Consider the following 19,966-nt stretch of genomic DNA (forward strand, 5'->3'; position numbering starts at 1 on the left):
TACTTTCAAAGGAATAATATGAAAGAGCTCATCATTCATACCATTACCGTGTTCATGGGCTTTTTTGCCATCATGAACCCTATCGCCAACACACCGATCTTTCTTGGATTAACGGGTGATAATGATAGGGAAACGGTCAAGTCTATCGCTTTCCGCTCGGTTTTCATCGCCTTCATCATCGTCAGCACCTTTGCTGTGTCGGGTAAACTCATCTTCGACCTCTTTGGTATCACGCTTTACGCGCTTCGTATCACCGGCGGGATCCTCGTGTTCTTGATTGGCTTTCACATGCTGCAAGGTGACTCAACGCACTCTAAAGCGAAAGAGAAGGTCAACTCAGACGCCCAACAAGATGCGGCGCTCAGTATCGCAGTCTCGCCACTGGCAATGCCAATATTGGCAGGCCCGGGCACCATTGCCACCGCAATGAACTTTGCCAGCACCGAAGGCATCTACGAAACCATCATCACCATCGTCGCCTTTGGCCTACTATGCGCCTTAACCTACGTATTGTTTGTATTCGGCGAGCGCTTCGTTAAAGCCGTTGGACCAAGTGCATTGAATGTAATTACCCGAATGATGGGTTTGATACTTGCTGTCATCGGCATGCAGATGTTGATTGAAGGTATTGAACAAGCTCATAAGGCACTGTTTGTTTAAGCCCAAACCACGAAATTCTGATACAAAAATAGCCAGCAACTTGCTGGCTATTTTCTCTGACGCTTTTGTTTACGAATTATAAATTAGTTCGCAGGGCAGCCTTTTACTTCTAAACCTTTACTCATGTAGATTAGATCACCATCCGCTGGTGCGTAATTCGCTGCAGTGACATCAGGGTTCTTAACAAAGAATTCGCGCAGTACCGAGGCATCCGTTAACTGTGTAGATTCAACGTCAATTACTGGGTAGTCATCACCACCAGCAGCACTGAAACTGATCACGGAGAAAGTGTAAGTATCTGCTAGATTAAAGCCTTTGCCGTTGATGTCTCGAATGGTCACATCACTCAAATCGCAGTCAACCGTTAAGCTAATATTGTCGAGTTGGGCATAAGCGCCGGATCCTGCAGTCTTCGTCGCAACAACGTCCAAATACGCTTTTACTTCAGCTCCTGTCATCGTTGCTTTAGTTACGAAGTTCCCGAAAGGTTGAACCGTCAGTACATCACGATAAGCAATGTCACCTGCCGCAATTGAATCACGAACACCACCAGAGTTCATTACACCAAAGTCAGCATTCACCAATTCATAAGTGCGGTATGCTTCTCCTAACAAGTGACCAAGATTAGTTTGTTCTGAACGAACAACATCACGATCACCTTCCAGTTTTGCATCTGTCTTTGAGATGATGACATCGAGGAGGTCTTGTCCTTGTTGTTGATATGGGTAGAGAGTAGCTTTTACAACTGCATCAGGCTTTATTTCAGATTGAATAAACTGATAATCACCATTTTCATCCTTCTCTTTTAGGTTCACAGGAACCAGATCGTACTTCGCTAAGTGCAGTTTGCCGTCATAAAATTCAAAGTCAGCTCGACCTACATACTTACCCCACTCGTGGGCTTGCATGATGTAGGTACCATTTTGCTGATCAGGTTTACAGTCATCCCCTGGGTTGAAGTCGGCGTATTCATTACCTTCCATACAAACAGGGTTTTGAGAGTGCCCACCAATAATTGCGTCTAGCTGACCTTCTTCTAGAGAGCGAGCAAGCAATACATCGCCAGGCGCTTCACTACCATGCTGACCATCTGCGTAATGCCCCATATGCGTGGTAGCAAAAATCAGGTCAACAGTTTCATTGGCCTCAATTTCTTTTATGGCTTTTTTGATTTCAACTTGTGGGTCGGCAAAGTGAATTGTCGCGACGTTGTCAGGATTAACTAATTTAGCCGTATCTTTGGTTGTCAGGCCAATAACAGCAATCTTTAAACCATTAATGGTGAATACTTTATATGGAGAGAAAAGGCGTTCATCAGTAACTGTGTCTCCATCTTTGATATAAATATTCGCCGCAAGCATAGGGAAATCAGCTAACTCCTCCTGCATGTCTAACACATCTAAGCTGTTATCGAATTCGTGATTACCTAATGCCATCGCATCGTAACCAAGTAGGTTCATGCCAACAAAATCGGGAACCGCGTCCTGCATATCAGACTCTGGTACACCAGTGTTAATGTCACCACCGGACAGTAGGATCGTCTCACCACCGTTTTGAGTGACCTCTGCACGAATGCTATCGATCAAAGTCTTGCGTGCAGCCATTCCATACTCACCCTTGCTGTTCTCCCAAAAACGGCCGTGGTTATCGTTGGTATGTAAAACAGTAAACTTGGTACAAGAAGCGGCAGTGTCACATGTCACTGCGATATCGTCACTGTCCGAGCCACAGCCAACCATCGCTACACCGATAGAGAGCACCAGTAAAGACTTAGTAAAATTCATAGAAGATCCTTTATTAATCGTTTTAATGTCGTTGTGGATGGAAATATACTTAATTAATATAGGGTTATAGTGATCTTCATCTTAATTACGCAGCTGAAAAATTGAGTATTTACTCGGACTGTAAGCACAAGCGATTAATCAACATAACTCGATCAATTCTTATAATAAACATGGATTTATAAAGAAAATGTGACTTACTCTATTGATACTGCTAACAAGAAGGTGAGTTAGATATGAGTGACAGATATGGAAATGAAAGCATACTGATTGGTTAAATAAAACGCCGTAAGATTAAGAACATGGTGCAGTATCCGGATAATGAAAACTATCGCTAGAAAGACAAGCAATATCATTTTACAGACTTTATCCCAATGCGCCCTTTCATAACGAGGGCGCTCTCTTTATGATGAACGCAATTAAATTAACTTTGCTAACGGCAGCGCTTGTTATTCGAGCCGTTGTTTTGGAATAGCAAAATCAAGACTCAACACATGGAGATTCAACATGGCTTACTTTTCACTAGCCTTCGGTACGGCAACCAAAAATCGCGACAATAAAATCATTGAAGCGTTCTTCCCTAACCCACTTCTAAACCCAAGCGACGCTCTTGTAGCGGCTGTGGCAGAAGTATCAGGTTACACTGAAGGCAACCAAGCTATCGAAATCTCTGCTGCACAAAGCGCAGAACTGGCGAAAGCATTCGCAGCAAACGACGATGCAGCTAACGCATCTTTCGCAGAAAAAGCGGCAGCGTCTGAACAGCCACTTGTTCTTGTTGTTCTTGCTACTGACGAGAAGCCAGCATCAGTTGCTGAAGGCTTCCTAAAGCTACAACTTATCTCTAACCGCCTAGTACAACCACACGGTACGGTGCTGGACGGCATCTTCGGTCTACTGCACAACATCGCATGGACAAACGAAGGCCCAATCGACCTTCCTGAGCTGGCTGAGCGTCAAATCGAAGCTCGCCTGGCAGGTCGCGCTCTGTCTGTAGATTGCGTAGACAAGTTCCCTAAAATGGTGGATTACGTGGTACCAACAGGTATTCGTATTGCTGACACTTCTCGTGTTCGTCTTGGCGCACATGTGGGCGAAGGCACAACAGTAATGCACGAAGGTTTCATCAACTTCAATGCTGGTACAACTGGCGTGAGCATGGTTGAAGGTCGTATCTCTGCAGGTGTTGTTGTAGGTAACGGTTCTGACATCGGCGGCGGCGCTTCTATCATGGGTACTCTGTCTGGTGGCGGTACTATGGTTATCTCTATCGGCGAAAACTGCCTACTAGGCGCAAACGCTGGTCTTGGCTTCCCTATGGGCGACCGTTGTACGGTTGAGTCTGGTCTTTACGTGACTGCGGGAACTAAGGTTCGCATGCTAGATAAAGAAGGCAACGAAGTAGAAATCATTAAAGCTCGCGACCTAGCTGGCGTTTCTGACCTTCTGTTCCGTCGTAACTCAATCACTGGCCAAATTGAATGTCTTGCGAACAAGTCTGCTGTTGAGCTAAACAGCGAGCTACACAGCAACAACTAATCTAAGCGCTAGATGCTAGATGCTAGATGCTAGATGCTAGATGTGATATTGATATGGCCCCTAAAAAGTAGACACAGGGGTTTAGTTGATTAGTTCAAAGTCCATGGGACTCACTCCACCTAGAGTCCCATGTCTTCTTACTGGATTATAATAGGTATCGATATAAATTCGACTCTGCATCGTCATTTCTTGTCGTGAAAGCTGATCTAAGTTGTTCATCCACTCTTTCTTATATTGCGCAAAGAAGCTTTCGGAACAAGCGTTGTCCCAACAGTTTCCTTTTCTCGACATGCTGACTTTAATCTTTCGTTTACGGTGCCAACGGATCGTCTCCAACGCTCGATACTGTATACCTTGATCGGAGTGAAACAAAAGCTCGTGACCTAAGGGCTGCCTTTGTTTCCAAGCCTTATTCAGGCTTCTTAGCACTAACTTTGCGTTATTAATGCGACTTGTCGACCAACCAATCACTTTGCGTGAAAACAAATCTAAGACGACGCACAGGTATTGCCAACCATCAGTACAGCGCACCTGAGTTATATCTGACACCCAAACTCGATCGGGTTTATCCACCTTAAATTGACGGGCAAGAATGTTATAGGCAGGTATAAGCGTATTTTGTCTTGGTGCTCGTCCATATCGCTTCTTGCTCGCGCAAGAGCGATAGCCCATATTCTGCAGAAGCCTCTGTACTCGCTTTTTATTACAAATAAAGCCGTTAGCGACCGCTGCTTCCCAAAGCTTTCGATAGCCTGGAATACAATACTGAGCTTTGCTTTCTCTCCTCAAGTAGTGACTTAAAGACTCATTGTCTGTCTCTCGCTTCGATGGTTTCCTTGTTAGCCACTTGTAATAACCCGCTTTAGAAACACCCAACCATTGGCATAGTCGTATGACAGGAAGCTTCACACTGGCCTTCTTAAGGATATACTCGAACCTTATTCTTTTTGGCTGTCGAAGAAAGCCTTCGCTTCCTTTAAGAAATCATTCTCCAGCTCTGCCATCTCAAGCTTCTTTTTCAATTGACGGATCTCTTTCTCCAGTTGTGCAAAGGATTTTTCGGGGCCGTGGTTAGGTATTGGGAGGGAGTTAGTCTTTTTCGATGTCATTTGGCATCTCCATTTAGAAAGTAGCACCGGCGATATTCCTAAGGATAGTGCTACTGACTTAACGGTATCAGAAGAATCGAGAGATCGCTGAACAGCTTCTCGTTTAAATTCGTCTGTATATTGTCTTTGTGATTTTACTTTCATGACACTCAATGCTCTGTATTAAGTGTCTACTTTTATGGGGTCACATCAGATGCTAGAAATTACGAAGCCGTTGGGGTTAAATCCAACGGCTTTTCTTTTATATAGGCAGAACAGAGTGGGTTATGCTTTCTCTGCGGCTAGCTGCTCAAGAGCTTGAATAGAAGTCTCTGAAACTAGTGTGCCATCCATGTAATAGCTGACCTTGTCACCATCACGAACGCCTGTCAGTACTGCTTTTTGACCATCGTTGTAAGTAATGTCCATACGAATGGTGTTCTCGTCGATTTGATGCATCTCACCCCATTCAATCTGACGATTGTTGAAGCCAAGTGGCGCATCTTTCAGTGAATCATCAAGGCTGTCGTTCACATCAATCATGGTATCGACTTTACTATCGAAGATGTGAGGCGCGCCAGTCAATGGGTTTTTACCCGCCCAGAATTCAATCGAGTTAAATACGATGTAATCGGCTGCGGTTGTTAGTGCATAAACCGGAGCAAGCAAGAAGTTGACCCCTGCACGAGCGTAACGGTTATCTACAACCTCAACGTTGAACTTCATTAATTTACCAGTAACGGCGTTACTACCGACACACCCAGCTAACGACATGACAATCGCTGCCACTGCAACTGCTTTTGTGATTGTTGTTTTCATAGTTCCCTCTTATGCCACGATGATTGATTCAGTTTTTGCATAGCCAAACCTGCACACATACAGAAATTCATGGCCTAACAAATTGATTCCATAACATTTAGCGTAGTGGAGATTTTTAGAACAGCAAACTGCAAATGTTAATTTCTTCGCTCTGGTTCCTAAATTTTGAGAAATAAAAAAGCGCAGACCTTTCGATCTGCGCTTTTCATTTTTGCATAACCTAGCCTAGATTAATGCGGCTAGTAAGAAAGTGATTAACCCACATTCTTACGTGCGTTTTGGAACATACGCATCCAAGCGCCATTCTCGCCCCAACCTTCCGGAGACCAAGAGTTTGCAACCGTACGGAATACACGCTCTGGGTGCGGCATCATGATAGTCACACGGCCATCTGTCGTCGTTAAACCAGTGATAGCGTTTGGCGAACCGTTCGGGTTGTTCGGGTATTGCTGCGTTTGGTTACCGTTGTTATCAACGTAACGTAGTGCAACCGTACCTGAGTTTTCAATCGCGTTTAGGTGGTCGTTGTCACGCACTTCTACGCGGCCTTCACCGTGAGAAACTGCGATTGGCATACGAGAACCTTCCATGCCGTTAAAGAATACAGAATCTGACTTCTGAACTTCAACTAGGCTGAAACGTGCTTCGAAACGCTCTGATTCGTTGCGAACGAAACGTGGCCAGTACTCAGCTCCTGGGATAAGTTCACGTAGGTTAGACAACATCTGACAACCGTTACACACACCTAGAGAGAAGGTATCTTCACGCTTGAAGAAGTTTTCAAACTGGTCACGAGTAGAGTCGTTAAACAGAACCGACTTAGCCCAACCTTCACCAGCACCTAATACATCACCGTAAGAGAAGCCACCACAAGCCACAAGGCCGCTGTACTCTTCTAGAACCGCTTGACCCGTTAGGATGTCGCTCATGTGAATATCGGTAGCTTCGAAGCCTGCACGGTCAAATGCAGCTGCCATTTCAACGTGAGAGTTAACACCCTGCTCACGCAGAATCGCCATCTTAGGCTTAGCACCTGTGTTGATGAATGGCGCTGCAATATCTTCGTTTACATCAAAGCTTAGTTTTACGTTCAGACCTGGGTCTGAGTTGTCTTTCTTCGCTTCGTGTTCTTGGTCAGCACACACTGGGTTATCACGCAGACCTTGCATCTTGTGCGTGGTTTCAGCCCAGATAGTACGTAGTTCAGTACGGTTACGTTCAATTACTACAGACTCACCAGACTTAATCACTAGCTCATCAGACGCTTCAACAGAACCAATGACATGTGAACACGTTTCTAGGCCGTTTTCTGCAAGAGTAGCAAGTACTACGTCTAGGTCATCGTTGCGAACTTGGATTACAGCACCCAGTTCTTCGTTGAATAGTGCCGCAAGTGTATCTTCGCCTAACGCCGCAATATCAGCGTTAACACCACAGTGACCTGCGAACGCCATTTCTGCTAGCGTTACGAATAGACCACCATCGCCTTTATCGTGGTAAGCGACAACTTGGTCGTTCGCTACAAGTGCTTGAACGCCTTCGTAGAAACCTTTTAGTTGCGCTGCGTTGTCTACATCTGCTGGCTTATCACCAAGCTGCTTGTAAACCTGTGCAAGTGCTGTCGCACCCATACGGTTTTTGCCGTTACCTAGATCGATAAGCACTAGTGAAGTGTCGCCTAATCCTTCAAGGTTATCAGGGGTGCGAAGCTGGGGAGTAATCGTCTTACGAACATCTTCAACACGTGCGAACGCAGTGATAACAAGAGATAGCGGAGAGGTTACTTCTTTTTGCTCGCCGTTCTCTTCCCACTTAGTCTTCATCGACATTGAGTCTTTACCCACTGGGATAGTTAGACCCAGTGCTGGACATAGTTCTTCACCAACCGCTTTAACCGCTTCGTAAAGACCGGCATCTTCACCAGGGTGACCTGCTGGAGACATCCAGTTAGCCGACAGTTTAATGTGTTTGATATCGCCGATGTTGGTCGCTGCGATGTTAGTGATAGCTTCACCAACCGCTAGACGAGCCGATGCGCCGAAGTCTAGAAGTGCCACTGGCGTACGCTCACCAAGAGACATTGCCTCACCGTGGTAAGAGTCGTAACTTGCTGCTGTTACAGCACAGTTAGCAACAGGAACCTGCCATGGACCAACCATTTGGTCACGAGCTACAAGGCCTGTTACCGAGCGGTCACCGATGGTGATAAGGAATGTTTTCTCAGCGACTGTTGGCAAGCGAAGAACACGGTCAACCGCTTCGTTCATCTCGATACCAGAGCGGTCAATCGCAGGGTTGTTCGCTTTTAGCGTCTTAGCGTCACGGTGCATCTTAGGTGTTTTACCTAATAAGATGTCCATTGGCATGTCGATTGGCGTGTTGTCGAAGTGTGAATCTTCAAGTTTAAGCTCACGCTCTTCCGTTGCTTTACCAACCACTGCGTATGGTGCACGCTCACGCTTACAAATCGCGTCGAATGTTGCCATGTCTTTATCAGCAACTGCCATTACGTAACGCTCTTGAGATTCGTTACACCAGATCTCAAGTGGGCTCATGCCCGGCTCATCGTTTGGTACGTCACGTAAATTGAAGATACCGCCACGCTCGCCATCGTCTACTAGCTCAGGAAGTGCGTTCGAGATACCGCCCGCGCCCACATCGTGGATGAATGCGATTGGGTTTGCATCACCTAGCTGCCAACAACGGTCGATAACTTCCTGACAACGACGCTCCATTTCTGGGTTTTCACGTTGTACAGAAGCGAAATCAAGATCTTCAGAAGAAGAACCAGAATCCATTGAAGATGCCGCACCGCCGCCAAGGCCGATGTTCATCGCAGGACCACCAAGAACGATTAGGCTTGCACCTACTGGGATCTCTTTCTTCTGAACGTGCTCGTCACGGATGTTGCCAAGACCACCCGCTAGCATGATTGGTTTGTGGTAACCACGCACTTCTTCACCTGCGTGAGAGTTTACTTTCTCTTCGTAAGTACGGAAGTAGCCAAGTAGGTTTGGACGACCAAATTCGTTGTTGAATGCCGCGCCACCAAGAGGACCTTCAAGCATGATATCCAGAGCTGTAACGATACGGCTTGGCTTACCAAAGTCAGTTTCCCAAGGTTGAACGAAGTTCGGGATCTTAAGGTTAGATACAGAGAAAGCAACAAGACCCGCTTTTGGCTTACCACCAATACCGGTTGCGCCTTCATCACGAATTTCACCGCCTGAACCTGTCGATGCGCCCGGCCACGGAGAGATTGCAGTTGGGTGGTTATGCGTTTCAACTTTCATCAAGATGTGTGTTTTTTCTTGGTGGTAGCTGTACTGGCGAGTTTCTGGATCTGGGAAGAAACGACCAACTTCAGAACCAGTCATTACCGCTGCGTTATCTTTATAAGCAGACAGAACGTGTTCTGGTGTCGTTTCAAAGGTGTTCTTAATCATCTTGAACAATGATTTTTCTTGCTTAACGCCATCGATAGTCCAATCAGCGTTAAAGATCTTGTGACGACAGTGCTCTGAGTTCGCTTGTGCAAACATCATTAGCTCGATGTCAGTCGGGTTACGACCTAGCTTCTCAGTGAAGCTTTCAAGAAGGTAATCAATCTCATCTTCTGCAAGCGCGAGACCTAGGGTAACGTTTGCTTTTTCAAGCGCTTTACGTCCGCCAGTTAATAGGTCAACTTCCGCATAAGGAGCAGGCTCAGCAACGGTAAATAGTGCAGCCGCTGATTCGAAGTCAGTGAAAACCACTTCCATCATACGGTCGTGCAAGATTGCTTTCAGCTCAACAAGTTGAAGCTCAGAAAGTTCAGCAGAGGTTTCAATGTAGAAAGCAGTACCGCGCTCTAGACGTGACACTTTAGCCAGTCCGCAGTTGTGTGCGATATCTGTTGATTTTGAAGACCAAGGCGAGATAGTGCCCGGGCGTGGCGTTGCAAGCAGCAGTAAACCTTCAGGTTCATGCTCTTCAATCGTTGGACCGTAAGTCAGTAGCTTTTCTAGCTTCTCAACTTCAGACTCATCTAGGTCTGCCGTTAGATCAGCAAAGTGGGCAAACTCAGCGTAAATACCTGTTACAGGTAAGCTTAATTCACGACAAAGCTCTAAAAGCTTGTTAACACGAAACTCAGATAGAGCTGGGGAGCCACGCAAAATTCTCATGTGCTTACGTCTCTTATGCAGTTGATTAAGGTAGTATTGGAATAAATTCAGTGGGTTATAGGAACAACCTAACTGTTTTCTTCGAAGCTATTCCCGAAGGTTGCCAAACCTATGCCGATTCCACCTCTTCAATGCGAGCGCATTATAAAGCATTTCTTTTTGTGACGTAACACCAAAAGCAACCGTTTGCGTGATTTTTTTTATCTTTCTGCGTAAATGGTACTTTTGCTGCATTTATCACCACTTTTACAACTGTTTAATTAAACCTGCTTTGCCAGCCTTGCGGGGTTTGGTATAAAGGGGCTTCCACTTTTCGAGATTTCATTTTGATGCCTAAATTTACGCTCATCTTTTCGTCTAAGTTCCTTCTGCTCGCCATCGCCCTATTTGGGTTAGCTGGATGCCAGATTGAATCTGAACCTAAAAGTGTCCTTGAGCAGATACGAGATCGTGGCGTTCTTCGTGTCGGCACCCTAAATAACCAACTCTCTTATTACATCGGTCCTGATGGCCCTGCTGGCTTGGATTACGAATTAGCTCGTGAATTTGCGCAGGAGCTTGGTGTAAAGCTTGAGGTTAAACCCGCTTACCGTTTGTCTGGCTTGTTCCCTGCACTGCAGAAAGGCGAGATCGATCTTATCGCGACCGGCTTAACGCAAAACAGCAAACTGACACGCGCTTATCGCGCCGCGCCTGCTTATTACTATGTAAGCCAACAGGTCGTATACAAAAAAGGCCAGTGGCGACCAAGAAATCTTGAGCAACTGATCAATTTCGAGAATGAGCGTCAGGCTGACTTTGTTAAAGCACAAACTGAATCAGAAGAGGCGGCGTCTACTGACACATTAACGCCATCTTTGGTCGTGGTGAAAGACTCACACTTTGAGCCAACACTAAAACAGCTGCAGAAAACACACGATGACTTTATCTATGATGCGGTCGGCAATGCTGATATCAACGACCTGCTCAAAGAAGTATCGACTGGCGAGCGCTTATTCACAGTGGCTGACTCGATTGAGCTATCACTGGCACAACGTTTATACCCAGACGTAGCTTTGGCTTTTGAATTGACAGAAGACCAACCTATCTCTTGGTATTTGCAGAAGTCTGAAGATGAAAGCCTTTATGCTCTGTTGATTGAGTTCTTCGGTAACCTAAAACAGTCTGGTGAACTGGCTTCACTGGAAGAGAAATACATCGGCCACATCGGTACTTTTGACTACGTTGATACTCGCGCCTTTATCCGAGCACTGGACAGCAAGCTGCCAAAATGGTCACCGCTATTTCAAAAGTACTCTCAAGAATTTGATTGGCGCTTGATTGCCGCTTTAGCCTACCAAGAATCACACTGGAATCCTGTTGCACGCTCACCAACAGGTGTTCGTGGCATGATGATGTTGACACTGCCAACCGCGAAGAGTGTTGGGGTAACCAACCGTCTCGACCCGAAACAGTCGGTACAAGGCGGGGTTGAATACCTGCGTCGTATCGTTAATCGAGTGCCAGATTCGATCACTCAGCACGAGAAGATCTGGTTTGCCCTAGCCTCATACAATGTCGGTTACGGACACATGATGGACGCGCGTCGCCTCACGAAGGCACAAGGTGGTGATCCTGACGCTTGGGGTGATGTAAAAGACAGATTGCCTCTATTGAGACAGAAGAAATACTACAGCCAAACTCGATATGGGTATGCACGTGGCGATGAAGCGAGAAACTACGTTGAAAACATTCGCCGTTATTACCAAAGTATTATTGGCCATGTAAATAAGCGCAATAAAGAACAAGAAGCGACCCTTGAAGGTTTGGTGGTGATCCCACCTTTAGAGACCTCAGGTGCTGAATCGAGTATCAGCGCAGCTCAGTCGACAGTAAGCAGTTCTGAGCCTTCGCAATAAAAACCAAAAGAGCAATGCCATCTAGCATTGCTCTTTTTTATTGTCTTTTTTCGACTCTTCTTTCGTCGCTACGTGATAAGGAGAAGAGACAGGGAAAATAATGATGAGAGCTCGAGTGTCATATTACAGTAACAATCGAGCCTTATAACGGCACACCACAATCAAGATTATGCTCTGTTGCACTTCGATCCTGGCTTTAGGCTAGAACTGCTCTTCTAAGTAAGCCAAGCGTGCGACAGGCCAAACAAACGAATAACACTATAATTAAATCGTTAGTCCAAACTAAAAAGTCAGACGACAAATAGGAAATCATTGAAATGATGAAGAAACTGAAATCGAAACGCCTTGATAAGACCGTTGCTGCAAACCGTCGTAAGCGTATGCTTTCAAATAATAAAAAGAAGATCATTTGGCGCAATCGCGCTTTCATGCAGATGATTGCTGAGTAAATGTAGTTACTCAATCAGTTTGCTTGGCACTCTTGCGATTGAGAGTGCCGAAAGTACGCTGCTATTTCTTGTTGCCAGCCTTCATCTCCGCCTCTAAACGCTGCTCTTGCAACAAACGTTCTTGCTTTCGCTTCTCTTTTATCTCTTTTATCTCTTTTCTACGACGCTTGAAAAACGCCTGTAATTGCTCACGGCACTCTTCCTCTAACAAACCATGTTCAACGTCGGCAAAGTGGTATGAGGCCTGGCTTTCAAACAAATTCAACACTGTACCTGCAGCACCCGCTTTTAAGTCTGGGGCACCAAACACAATCCGCTTTACTCGGCTGTGTAGCAAGGCACCTGCGCACATGGGGCAAGGCTCTAGCGTGACGTATAAAGTGGTATCGAGTAGACGATAGTTTTCTAAGGTTTGACCGGCTTTACGCAAGGTTTCAATTTCTGCATGTGCCGTTGCATCGTGGCTGCCAATCGAGCGGTTCCATCCTTCAGAGATAATCTCCCCATCTTTCACTAATACAGCCCCCACAGGAACCTCTCCCTCACTCTCTGCTTGCTTAGCTACCTCTATGGCGCGTCGCATAAAGATTTCATCTTGAGGGGTGAATTGATGGTCTGACAAAGGGAACTCCAAAAACAAAGGATAAAAACGAAAATAGGTATGCGGTGAAGCATACCTAATCTTCGTGATAATGAACAATAAAGAGGTTAAGACAACAAGAGACAATGAACCATTGCCGCTTGCTGGTTGGTCGAACTATTAGCTATTAACGCCTTCTGTGTCATCGGCTATTGGCGTCGCTTTGATGCTCACAATGCGATTGTTCTCGACAGAGATAATTTCAAACTGCCACTGCTGGTATTGAACAACTTCGCCTGCATCCGGTAAACGCCCGATTAACCAAGTCACAAGGCCATTCAACGTTTGGAAGCTCTCGCTTTCGCCCTCAATATCTGACAGCTCTAAACGGTTTTTCAGTTCACTGATAGGAATCAATCCATCCACCAGCAAACCGTCTTCCACTTGCTCGGTCCAAAGATCGTTTGGGTTATTCGATAGCTCGCCAGCAATCGCCTCAAGAATATCGTAATGAGTCACAAGGCCTTGAACATCGCCATACTCGTCGACAATGAATGCCATCTCGGTACCCGACTCTTTAAAGTAGCCAAGTAAACGCAGAGCTTTCATCGATTCTGGAACATAGATCGGCGAGCGAGACAGCCCCATGATCACTTGAATGCTTAAATTGCCCGCCTGATTCAGTAACGCTTTGGCTGACACTGTACCCACCACTTTATTGAGGTGGTCTTGGCACAATGGAAACACACTGTGTTTTGATGAACGCAGTTTCTTTAATATCTGCTCAACGGGTTGGTCGACATCCAGAAAGTCGATGTCTCGACGCGGAGTCATCAATGAGCTCACAAGGCGATCATCAAGCTGCAAGATATTACGAATCATCTCTTGTTCGCCGCGTTCAATCACACCCGATTCAGAGCCCTCTTTTACAAGTGCATGGATATCATCTTCAGTAACGCTATCTTCTTCTCCGCCTCGGCCCATCAACTTAAGAATACCTTCCGTTGAAGCCGACAATGCAAACACAAACGGCGTCGCGATTTTAGATAACCAGAAGATTGGCAATGCGACTAACACAGCGATGTTTTCAGCTTGAGACTGAGCAAAACGCTTTGGTACCAACTCACCGACAACGATAGCGAAATAAGTAATACCTACCACCACAACTGCAGTAGACAAGATATTTGCTTGTGTTGGGTCTAATCCCCACAGTTCCAGTTGAACGGCCAGTGGAGCCGATAGCGTCGCCTCACCCACAATACCGCTGAGTAGGCCGATTACCGTGATACCGATTTGGATTGTAGAGAGGAAGCGGGTTGGGTTTTCTTTGAGCTCAAGAGCAATCTGAGCGGAACGGTGTTTTTCGGCTAAGCGTTTCAGCCGACTATTTTTTGCTGCTACCAATGCAATCTCTGACATGGCAAACAGACCATTTAAAACAATTAACCCTACTAAAAGCAGAATCTTCATGTGGCTTGGATTTCCTAAATTTACCGGCCAACAATTAGCCGTAATCCGGAGTATAAGCTGAGTGCGTTTATTTTGGATATAAAAAGTTTTGGATATAGGAAAAGTCTTGGATATAAAAAAATAGCAAAAAAAAAGCCCGCACATTTCAGTGCGGGCTTAGCAATGAATAAAGCTTAGTTTTGCTTAGTTCAATCTTACATTGTGTAAGTGTAAGGTGCTTGGATACCTAGTGGGATACCAAGAGCCCAGTAAGCTAGCAAGAAGATAGACCAACCGATTAGCATAGCAATCGAGAATGGCATCATTAGAGAAGCTAGAGTACCGATACCTGTCGACTTAACGTAGCGCTGACAGTAAACAACAACCAGTGGGAAGAACACCATTAGTGGAGAGATGATGTTAGACACTGAGTCACCTACACGGTAAGCCGCTTGAGATAGCTCAGGAGAGATACCCACAACCATTAGCATTGGAACTAGGATTGGACCGATAAGAGCCCACTTAGCTGAAGCCGAACCTACAAGCAGGTTAACTGAAGCCGTTAGTAGAATCATACCAACAACCGTTGCTTCACCTGGAAGGTCCATCGCTTTCAAGCCTTCAGCACCGTAAAGTGCCAGCATAGTACCGATGTTTGATTGAGCGAATGCAGATAGGAACTGAGCACAGAAGAACGACATTACAATGTATGCGCCCATCGTTGCCATCGTCTCAGACATTGCTTTGATAACATCATTACTATTCTTTAAAGTACCCGCTACACGGCCGTAGACGATACCCGGAATAATAAACAGGATGAAGATAAGAGGAACGATAGACTTCATCACTGGTGCTGAGAACGCTGTTAGCTCACCTTCCGGCGAACGAAGTGCTGAGTTTTCAGGAACCAAAGCTGCGATAAGCAGACCAATACCTGCAACCATTGCCCAACCAGCAAATTTGAATGCTTTAGATTCGATTGCCGTGAACGTGCCTAGATCAGGAGCTTGCTCTGCATCTTCATCAACTGGCGTATTAGCAAGACGAGGCTCGATAATCTTCTCAGTTACGTACCAACCGATAGCAACAATAAGAACTGAAGATAGGCCAGTAAAGAAGATGTTCGCTAGAGGGTTAACCACGTATGCAGGGTCAAGAACGTTTGCCGCTGTTTGAGTGAAACCTGCTAGTAGCGGATCAATACCTGAAGGGATAAAGTTCGCTGAGAAACCACCTGATACACCAGCAAACGCTGCTGCAATACCCGCTAGAGGATGACGCCCCGCAGCGTGGAAGATGATACCGCCAAGAGGGATTACTAGAACGTAACCTGCATCTGCTGCTGTGTGAGATACGATAGCAACAAGAATTAGCATTGGCGTTAGTAGCTTAGCTGGCGTGAAGTTAAGCATCTTCTTAAGGCCAGTCGTAATGAAGCCTGAAGAGTCTGCAACGCCAACACCTAGCATAGCAACAAGTACGATGCCTAGAGGTGCGAAGCCTGTGAACGTGGTAACCATATTCGCTAGGAAGCTAGCAAGCGCTTCACCAGTTAGTAGGTTGTTTACTTCAAGAGCAGCACCCGTTTGAGGGTTGATTAAGTCGAATGAAAGATTCGATAAAAGTGCAGATGCTACCCATACAATAACTAGAGCCCAGAAGAACAGGATTGCTGGATCTGGAATTTTGTTGCCGGCGCGTTCAATGAAGTTTAGAAAGCGGTCCATACCACTGATCTTCTCAGTCGATGGTGCTTTTTTTACGGCTTGGTTACTCATTGTAACTCCATATGTGATGTTGTTTTGTTTAGGCCTAATATAAGTTTTGACCACGGCCTATTGGTACAGCACATATTCTATTAAAGTCGTTGTTAAAAAGCACAAGATTCCACCTGATTTTCCATAAATGGAGACATATTTTGCAAAAACACCATACAACCACAACAATATAAAAACACAAAAAACACCATTCCATATACAGAGTTTTAACTAGCACGCAAACAATGTCCGAGAAGTGAAAATTATCAGTAAAAGGAGTGGCATGAGCCTTGGCATGCAGTAAACGTTTGCTTGAGGGTCAATCAAACTCACTGTATTTGGAGAGCATAGTTTCGAGGTAAATGCTTTGTGTGTGGTTCATACGATCTTGCCATGCAATTGTGACAGTAATGCTTTTTAACGCGCTAGACAGAGCACCATTTGCATCAGTCACTTCACAGGTCATGGCATAGGCAGAATCCGACAAACCGGATAAAGGATCTGAACTTGCTATGTTGAGACAATGACTCGCCTGATTTAGTTCCGAAAAAGGAATTAAACTTACCGCTCCACTCACATTAGACGCCCGAGTTCGATAATACTCCATCTGCCTTTCAGCAAAATGCAGCGCCTCTACGCTGTGGAGCGCAAAATCCGATTTTTGTTCAGCGTAGACCTGCAATTTAACCAGCCCTAGTGAGGCAACACCAATCAACAGAAAAGAGATAAGAACCTCTATCAAGCTAAAACCTGAGTTCTTAGAAATCATTCCATGATCCTCGCTTCCACTGATAAGTTGAAGGCGGATCAATCGGATTAGAATCCGCACGAAAATCTAAGTCCATGTCACCAACAATGGTCGTCACACCTGCTGGTGAGTCAAAAATAAGGCCACCAGAAGGCAAACCAGATGCAAACTGAATCCCGACACTTTTTTTAACGACGCTAGCCTCATCAATATCTTTGATAAAAGGCGCAAACACGTTATTAGCAGCGAGCGAATTCCAGAAACCATCGACTCGATTTTTCACATGGCTCTTTTGATAATCGACCAAATGGTAAATCACTCCGTTGTAAGCCATGGCTCCATTCAGAGCCAACACACCATCCTGCACAACCAAAAGCTGTGATGGATTGATGGTCGCCGAAACCGCAGCGTTGATATGGCAGTTGCCTTCAATCCACAGCCCTTTGGTTTGCCCTGCCGTAAAGTGGTCCATTATCTCAGTTCCGCACTCAGTCGCATTCAATAGCTGAACATGCTTAAACAAATCCGTATCTTGTGATAAATCGACAATATTTTGCTCGGTTTTAGCGACACCAAAAAAGGTGTAAAAGGGATTCATATTGGGATCAGGATTAAAGTCTTTTTGGAAAGGCGCTGGATTAGTGCCTTGATAGTAATCAGGGGCATAAATCGAATGAGTAGTACCGGAAGTACCTTTCGGGATCTCCGTTTTATACTCACTATGGCATATGCCATCGAAGCCAGAAAATGGACCATCAACACTCGGATCCAACACCTCTAACCCCAATGCCTGCCCAGAATTACTATGTTTTGTGTCATATTGATAGGTGAAGAGATCAGCAAAAGAGACGCTGACACACTCGTATTCATTGCCGCTGATTGGGTCTTCTTTTGCTGTCGGTTTCAAGCTTAAGGTACCAATAAGCTCAATAGGCCCCGTCGACTGAATCGCTCCACTGCCGAACTGAGATCTTTCTCTTATTGTCTTAAAAAGTGACTGTGCGTTTGAGGATGACGCTACGATGTAAGCGCTAGAAATCGCACTATCAGAGATGTCGATCTGCGGTTTATTTTCGTAAGGAGAACACCAATCAGAAAAATCTGCAGGACGAGCACTCGCGTCTTTGATATCAGCAATTGTCTTGCCGAATTCAAGTAAATAGGAGTAGGTACACTCTAAGCCCCCTTCCGAGCGCCAGTGTTCTTGTCTGCCCTGAACTTCATTCTGAGCAACTTTAATTTGATGGAAAACACTGCGATACGTGCCTAACGTCACCACCAAAGATCCAATTAAAAGCACCGACGTAATCAATAAAGTCACCACACCGCGTTGCTTTCTAAACATCATCATTGCCAGTTCCTTTGTTTAACAGAAACCGAAACCGACTTAGAAACACCCGCGGTTGGAATTGAAGCTGTGATGCTAATATCGGTAAGCGTGGTTTTAATAGAGTTCTGCTCTAATAGGTGAGCATCAACGCTGAATGCGTCCACCTCGATCAGGCTGTCATCAAACAGCGAATAACATCCGGTGACTTCATTGAAAGAAAGGAGATCCTCGCTAACAAGCGTGCCTTTTTCACATATTTGTAGTCGAGTACCATTCTTACGGTAAACGATATGTCGATGATCTTTACTTGCGCTCGACCCCTCTCGGAAGTAAACAAAGCCAACAGCAACACCACCGCTTACTTGAATGGTATCCGTCGCACCAGACAACTTGATTGAATAACCATTAGATCCATCGTAGCCCGCTCGTTGAATATCTTCTTTCATGACCTGCATAGTACTGGTTAGGTTTTGCAGCAGTAGTAATTCAATACCCTTATCTTTGGCAATTCGCTGCCCGGTAATAAACACACTGCCGATAATCGAAATCGCGAAGATGCCAATAACGGACGCCACCATTAACTCAATCAATGATGTGCCTTGTTGCTTGCTAGGCACTGCCACAATCGACTTAACACGCATAATAGCCATACTGTGCGCTCGACTCGCCGCATACCTTTATTCGACCCGGTGGGCTAGATAATTTGATTAAAAGTCGGTCGGTTGACACACCATTAGGAAAGAGATAAATCGTACCTCTGGATGGCCTTCCTCTTACACTCTCAAAACTGATTCTTGCACCTGTGTAGTTATGGGAAAACGATACATCTCGAAACGGTTCGCCTGACAACATCAGTAATGTTTCTCCAGAAAGATCCTCCGTAGGCTTTAACCGCACAGTCCATTCTCCGGTAGATTGCACTTCATTTTTATCCATAGAAAAATGCACCCACAGATCTTGGTTCCTTTTAACCGATTCAGACTTGGCTTGAATGAGAAAACCATTCAAATCTCCGGCGAGTCGCTGCATCTTGACGGTTTCAGTAACCGAACTAAAACTCGGGGCAGCCGAAGCTATCAGTATCGACAGCACCGATACCGTTACTAACAGCTCTAATAAAGTAAACCCGCGAGTCATTTCCCAAATTCCTATGTAACTCAATGCGTAACTGCATTTAATCTTGCACCGATGCTACCACCAGAGAAAAATGGGCAGAGCTATGAAAGGAAACTACTCGCGATGATTCGAAGAAATATATGCAACAACAACAACTTAAGCATTAGAGGAATGACATTGATCGAATTATTGCTCGCTGTCGTCATCGTAGGGACACTTGGCGCCATTGCGTACCCGAGTTATACCAGCCATGTGACCAAGGCGCATCGAGTTACAGCGATGGCCGACTTAACCAAGATACAACTGGAGATAGAAACCCTATACACAGGGAACTATGCATCGGCAGCGGAGAATATTATTTCAGGAGGGACATGCTTGTTTTGCGATACCGATACTAGCCGGTACACGCTAGCGATCTCTGCGAGTAGCACCACCTATTCGATTCAGGCTGAACCACTTTCACCACAAACAAACGATGAGTGCTTAGATTCAACGACCGATATCTTGGAATTACACCACTCAGGGGTTTCAGAACCAGAAGCGTGTTGGAAGTAGCAAGAGCAACCGCCAAAGGGCTCTAGAATTT

15 protein-coding genes and 1 pseudogene are annotated in these 19,966 nt (G+C 45.4%); 5 read left to right on the plus strand and 11 right to left on the minus strand.

The genetic code is table 11. From position 1 onward, the window contains the following. Positions 1 to 18 precede the first annotated feature (18 nt). Positions 19 to 660, plus strand: coding sequence for a MarC family protein (locus tag OCV20_RS13195; RefSeq protein WP_048614308.1), 642 nt, complete (start codon positions 19 to 21; stop codon positions 658 to 660). 83 nt (positions 661 to 743) lie between these two features. On the opposite strand, the gene ushA is transcribed toward OCV20_RS13195, so the two are convergent. Further along, on the minus strand, positions 744 to 2,444 hold the full coding sequence (gene ushA, locus OCV20_RS13200) for a bifunctional UDP-sugar hydrolase/5'-nucleotidase UshA (RefSeq protein ID WP_086776002.1): 1,701 nt from the start codon (positions 2,442 to 2,444) through the stop codon (positions 744 to 746). 504 nt (positions 2,445 to 2,948) lie between these two features. On the opposite strand from ushA, the gene dapD reads away from it, so the two are divergent. After that, positions 2,949 to 3,980, plus strand: a complete 1,032-nt coding sequence (gene dapD, locus OCV20_RS13205) for a 2,3,4,5-tetrahydropyridine-2,6-dicarboxylate N-succinyltransferase (RefSeq protein ID WP_050653306.1) — start codon at positions 2,949 to 2,951, stop codon at positions 3,978 to 3,980. A gap of 81 nt (positions 3,981 to 4,061) precedes the next feature. Here the strand turns inward: dapD and OCV20_RS13210 are convergent. The 3 genes from OCV20_RS13210 to purL form a co-directional block, all read right to left on the minus strand. Continuing rightward, positions 4,062 to 5,233, minus strand: a protein-coding gene (locus tag OCV20_RS13210) for an IS3 family transposase (RefSeq protein WP_108721736.1) whose coding sequence is annotated in 2 segments (ribosomal slippage) — positions 4,062 to 4,951 and positions 4,951 to 5,233 — 1,173 coding nt in all. Because the reading frame shifts where the segments join, the coding sequence is not laid out codon by codon here. A gap of 120 nt (positions 5,234 to 5,353) precedes the next feature. Next, positions 5,354 to 5,887 (minus strand): DUF3332 domain-containing protein, encoded by a 534-nt coding sequence (locus OCV20_RS13215; protein WP_086775483.1) that lies wholly within the window; start codon positions 5,885 to 5,887, stop codon positions 5,354 to 5,356. 254 nt (positions 5,888 to 6,141) lie between these two features. Then, positions 6,142 to 10,053: a phosphoribosylformylglycinamidine synthase gene (gene purL / locus OCV20_RS13220; RefSeq protein ID WP_086775482.1), complete on the minus strand. Its 3,912-nt coding sequence runs from the start codon at positions 10,051 to 10,053 to the stop codon at positions 6,142 to 6,144. A gap of 329 nt (positions 10,054 to 10,382) precedes the next feature. Between purL and mltF the strand changes: the two genes are divergently transcribed. Beyond that, positions 10,383 to 11,951, plus strand: a complete 1,569-nt coding sequence (gene mltF / locus OCV20_RS13225; protein ID WP_086775481.1) for a membrane-bound lytic murein transglycosylase MltF — start codon at positions 10,383 to 10,385, stop codon at positions 11,949 to 11,951. 317 nt (positions 11,952 to 12,268) lie between these two features. Further along, positions 12,269 to 12,400, plus strand: coding sequence for a hypothetical protein (locus OCV20_RS13230; protein ID WP_017059878.1), 132 nt, complete (start codon positions 12,269 to 12,271; stop codon positions 12,398 to 12,400). A 61-nt stretch (positions 12,401 to 12,461) separates the two neighbouring features. On the opposite strand, the pseudogene tadA reads toward OCV20_RS13230, so the two are convergent. The 7 genes and pseudogenes from tadA to OCV20_RS13265 form a co-directional block, all read right to left on the minus strand. Beyond that, positions 12,462 to 13,075 (minus strand): annotated as a pseudogene (tadA, locus tag OCV20_RS13235) (tRNA adenosine(34) deaminase TadA). A gap of 85 nt (positions 13,076 to 13,160) precedes the next feature. Continuing rightward, the gene (locus tag OCV20_RS13240; RefSeq protein WP_086775479.1) at positions 13,161 to 14,450 is read right to left on the minus strand and encodes a hemolysin family protein; all 1,290 of its coding nucleotides are present in this window, start codon (positions 14,448 to 14,450) and stop codon (positions 13,161 to 13,163) included. 194 nt (positions 14,451 to 14,644) lie between these two features. Further along, entirely contained in the window at positions 14,645 to 16,207 is a 1,563-nt protein-coding gene (locus OCV20_RS13245; protein WP_086775478.1) for an AbgT family transporter, read from the minus strand. Between the two features lie 298 nt (positions 16,208 to 16,505). After that, positions 16,506 to 16,955, minus strand: a complete 450-nt coding sequence (locus tag OCV20_RS13250) for a prepilin-type N-terminal cleavage/methylation domain-containing protein (protein WP_086775477.1) — start codon at positions 16,953 to 16,955, stop codon at positions 16,506 to 16,508. Next, the gene (locus tag OCV20_RS13255; protein ID WP_086775476.1) at positions 16,945 to 18,285 is read right to left on the minus strand and encodes a hypothetical protein; all 1,341 of its coding nucleotides are present in this window, start codon (positions 18,283 to 18,285) and stop codon (positions 16,945 to 16,947) included. The genes OCV20_RS13250 and OCV20_RS13255 overlap by 11 nt, the downstream gene beginning before the upstream one ends. Continuing rightward, entirely contained in the window at positions 18,282 to 18,914 is a 633-nt protein-coding gene (locus OCV20_RS13260; RefSeq protein ID WP_086775475.1) for a PilW family protein, read from the minus strand. The genes OCV20_RS13255 and OCV20_RS13260 overlap by 4 nt, the downstream gene beginning before the upstream one ends. Next, positions 18,895 to 19,401 (minus strand): GspH/FimT family pseudopilin, encoded by a 507-nt coding sequence (locus OCV20_RS13265; protein WP_086775474.1) that lies wholly within the window; start codon positions 19,399 to 19,401, stop codon positions 18,895 to 18,897. The genes OCV20_RS13260 and OCV20_RS13265 overlap by 20 nt, the downstream gene beginning before the upstream one ends. Before the next feature lie 51 nt (positions 19,402 to 19,452). Here OCV20_RS13265 and OCV20_RS13270 point away from each other — a divergent pair, with 51 nt between their 5' ends. Continuing rightward, the gene (locus tag OCV20_RS13270) at positions 19,453 to 19,935 is read left to right on the plus strand and encodes a type IV pilin protein (RefSeq protein ID WP_414503115.1); all 483 of its coding nucleotides are present in this window, start codon (positions 19,453 to 19,455) and stop codon (positions 19,933 to 19,935) included. The last annotated feature ends 31 nt before the right edge of the window (positions 19,936 to 19,966 follow it).

The sequence above is a fragment of the Vibrio coralliirubri genome (genome assembly GCF_024347375.1).
Lineage (GTDB): Bacteria > Pseudomonadota > Gammaproteobacteria > Enterobacterales > Vibrionaceae > Vibrio > Vibrio coralliirubri.

What these genes read in the sequence shown, in the direction of transcription:
- OCV20_RS13195 (WP_048614308.1), top strand. Translation starts at nt 19, where the DNA reads ATGAAAGAGCTCATCATTCATACCATTACCGTGTTCATGGGCTTTTTT.
- ushA (WP_086776002.1), bottom strand. Translation starts at nt 2,444, where the DNA reads ATGAATTTTACTAAGTCTTTACTGGTGCTCTCTATCGGTGTAGCGATG.
- dapD (WP_050653306.1), top strand. Translation starts at nt 2,949, where the DNA reads ATGGCTTACTTTTCACTAGCCTTCGGTACGGCAACCAAAAATCGCGAC.
- OCV20_RS13215 (WP_086775483.1), bottom strand. Translation starts at nt 5,887, where the DNA reads ATGAAAACAACAATCACAAAAGCAGTTGCAGTGGCAGCGATTGTCATG.
- purL (WP_086775482.1), bottom strand. Translation starts at nt 10,053, where the DNA reads ATGAGAATTTTGCGTGGCTCCCCAGCTCTATCTGAGTTTCGTGTTAAC.
- mltF (WP_086775481.1), top strand. Translation starts at nt 10,383, where the DNA reads ATGCCTAAATTTACGCTCATCTTTTCGTCTAAGTTCCTTCTGCTCGCC.
- OCV20_RS13230 (WP_017059878.1), top strand. Translation starts at nt 12,269, where the DNA reads ATGATGAAGAAACTGAAATCGAAACGCCTTGATAAGACCGTTGCTGCA.
- OCV20_RS13240 (WP_086775479.1), bottom strand. Translation starts at nt 14,450, where the DNA reads ATGAAGATTCTGCTTTTAGTAGGGTTAATTGTTTTAAATGGTCTGTTT.
- OCV20_RS13245 (WP_086775478.1), bottom strand. Translation starts at nt 16,207, where the DNA reads ATGAGTAACCAAGCCGTAAAAAAAGCACCATCGACTGAGAAGATCAGT.
- OCV20_RS13250 (WP_086775477.1), bottom strand. Translation starts at nt 16,955, where the DNA reads ATGATTTCTAAGAACTCAGGTTTTAGCTTGATAGAGGTTCTTATCTCT.
- OCV20_RS13255 (WP_086775476.1), bottom strand. Translation starts at nt 18,285, where the DNA reads ATGATGATGTTTAGAAAGCAACGCGGTGTGGTGACTTTATTGATTACG.
- OCV20_RS13260 (WP_086775475.1), bottom strand. Translation starts at nt 18,914, where the DNA reads ATGGCTATTATGCGTGTTAAGTCGATTGTGGCAGTGCCTAGCAAGCAA.
- OCV20_RS13265 (WP_086775474.1), bottom strand. Translation starts at nt 19,401, where the DNA reads ATGACTCGCGGGTTTACTTTATTAGAGCTGTTAGTAACGGTATCGGTG.
- OCV20_RS13270 (WP_414503115.1), top strand. Translation starts at nt 19,453, where the DNA reads ATGCTACCACCAGAGAAAAATGGGCAGAGCTATGAAAGGAAACTACTC.